The 1911-nt window shown below is 27.6% G+C and carries 1 protein-coding gene; it reads left to right on the plus strand.

The annotated features are described in order from the left end of the window. Positions 1 to 1107 precede the first annotated feature (1107 nt). Positions 1108 to 1554: a hypothetical protein gene (locus tag BUE95_RS13470; protein WP_143165317.1), complete on the plus strand. Its 447-nt coding sequence runs from the start codon at positions 1108 to 1110 to the stop codon at positions 1552 to 1554. Positions 1555 to 1911 lie beyond the last annotated feature (357 nt).

Genomic DNA, 1911 nt, shown 5'->3' on the forward strand with positions numbered 1-1911 from the left:
TTCGCTTTAGCGAATCCTTATTTAACCGCAAAGAAACACTAATACATCCGCGATCATCCGTTAAATCCGTGTCATCCGCGTTCTAAATTTTAAAGATGATAAAAATTTATAAAATCCGTGTTCCCCAAAAACTTGAAACCTGAAACCTGAAACTTGAAACAAAAACCACCTAACCACTAAGCGCACAAAGGATTTACACTAAGCACACGAGGATTATTTAAATTTCTCCAATCCGTGTTCCAAAAAAAATCCGTCACTATCCGACTTCGCTTTAGCGAATCCGTAACCATCCGCGTTTTGCCAAAGCAAACCCGCGTCATCGGCGTTCTAAATTTTAAAAATTCCTTCCAATTAAAATTTCAAAAATTTCTATAATTTCTCCAATCCGTGTTCCAAGAAACTTGAAACAAATAATAACTTAACCCTTTTTTCATATATCGATCGACTTGAATCTGTTTATTTTATATTTTTGGTAGTAATATGATCCAATTGTATTTTTATACAGACAACTATTATGAAACCAAGTCCCAACGGAACATTGAAAAAAATGAAACTCACATTTAAAGCAATACTTTATATTTCATTGAATATTGTACTTAGCTTTCTTTTATATTTTATTTCTTTGAGACCATTAAGTCCCAGTGAAGAACAGTTAATCTCAAATTTTAAATACAAAACATTTTTTGCCTTTACGATTGAAACTTTACTATTTTGTCTTTTATTAACATTTATTTTTTCCGCATTTTCATATGTTTTCTTTTGGTTTTTTTTTAGAAAAGTAATCAAAATAAAGGGATTACCATTAATAATCTTTATGATTTATTTAGTGATTTCATTTATTTGTAGTCTCGAATATTATAATTACGTGATTAATATAATTTATAATAAATAGTTAATAATAGATGCTGTAAGTATTAAAAATACATTAAAAATGGCAAAAGAAATTAAAAATGGAATTGTCTATATTTGAGATAAAAAAAGAGAAAAGTTTGCAGATAGGTAAAAAACTAAACAATAATTTAAAATAATAACAGTTTAAAAATGAGCCTCGTACTAAAAAAGTTATTAAATACGCTCAAAATCAACAATATTAAATTAGAAAAAAGTATGGCAATTAGATACAATATTCTAATTTGTTTTTTGTTAGCTTCAATCACAAGTTGTGAATCCATTGATTATCAGAAAATTATAATTAATGCTAAAAATAAAGAATTACATTGTACTTCAAATGAATATATTATAGATTCTATAAGTTTAGAATTAAATGATAATGTTGTTTATTCAGTCTCTTTATTAAACAAAGATACAGGGGAAAGTAAGGTCATTTTGGATAAACTTAATAGTAAATATAAAAGTTATTTATTATCCGATTTTACTAGTTGTGATGAATTTGTTGGTCAAGTGTTTATAAGAAAAAAAGGAAACTTAAACCCAATTACTAAAGAAGTAATAAACCAAAAAACTGATTATAAAGAAATTCAGCAATTTTTTATTTCTTTTAATCCTTGTTTAGATTCTCTAAAAGAATTTGAAGCATTACGAAAGTTTAAATAAACAAATAAAATTTTCAATAATAGCGGCTTAACTTTAACTATACTTTTTATTTGGATATCCACTTACTTGAAACCTGAAACTTGAAACCTGAAACTTGAAACTTGAAACAAAAACTACTTAACCACTAAGCGCACAAAGGATTTACACTAAGCACACGAGGATTATTTAAATTTCTCCAATCCGTGTTCCAAAAAAATCCGTCCTCATCTGCCTTCGCTTTAGCGAATCCGTCACCATCCGCGTTTTGCTAAGCAAACCCGTTTCATCCGCGTTCCAAATTTTAAAGATTTATACTCAATTAAAATTTTAAAGATTTTTCCAATTATTACAATCCGTGTTCCAAAAAAATCCGCCTTT

It is taken from the genome of Flavobacterium cucumis (genome assembly GCF_900148835.1).
Lineage (GTDB): Bacteria > Bacteroidota > Bacteroidia > Flavobacteriales > Flavobacteriaceae > Flavobacterium > Flavobacterium cucumis.

What these genes read in the sequence shown, in the direction of transcription:
- BUE95_RS13470 (WP_143165317.1), top strand. Translation starts at nt 1,108, where the DNA reads ATGGCAATTAGATACAATATTCTAATTTGTTTTTTGTTAGCTTCAATC.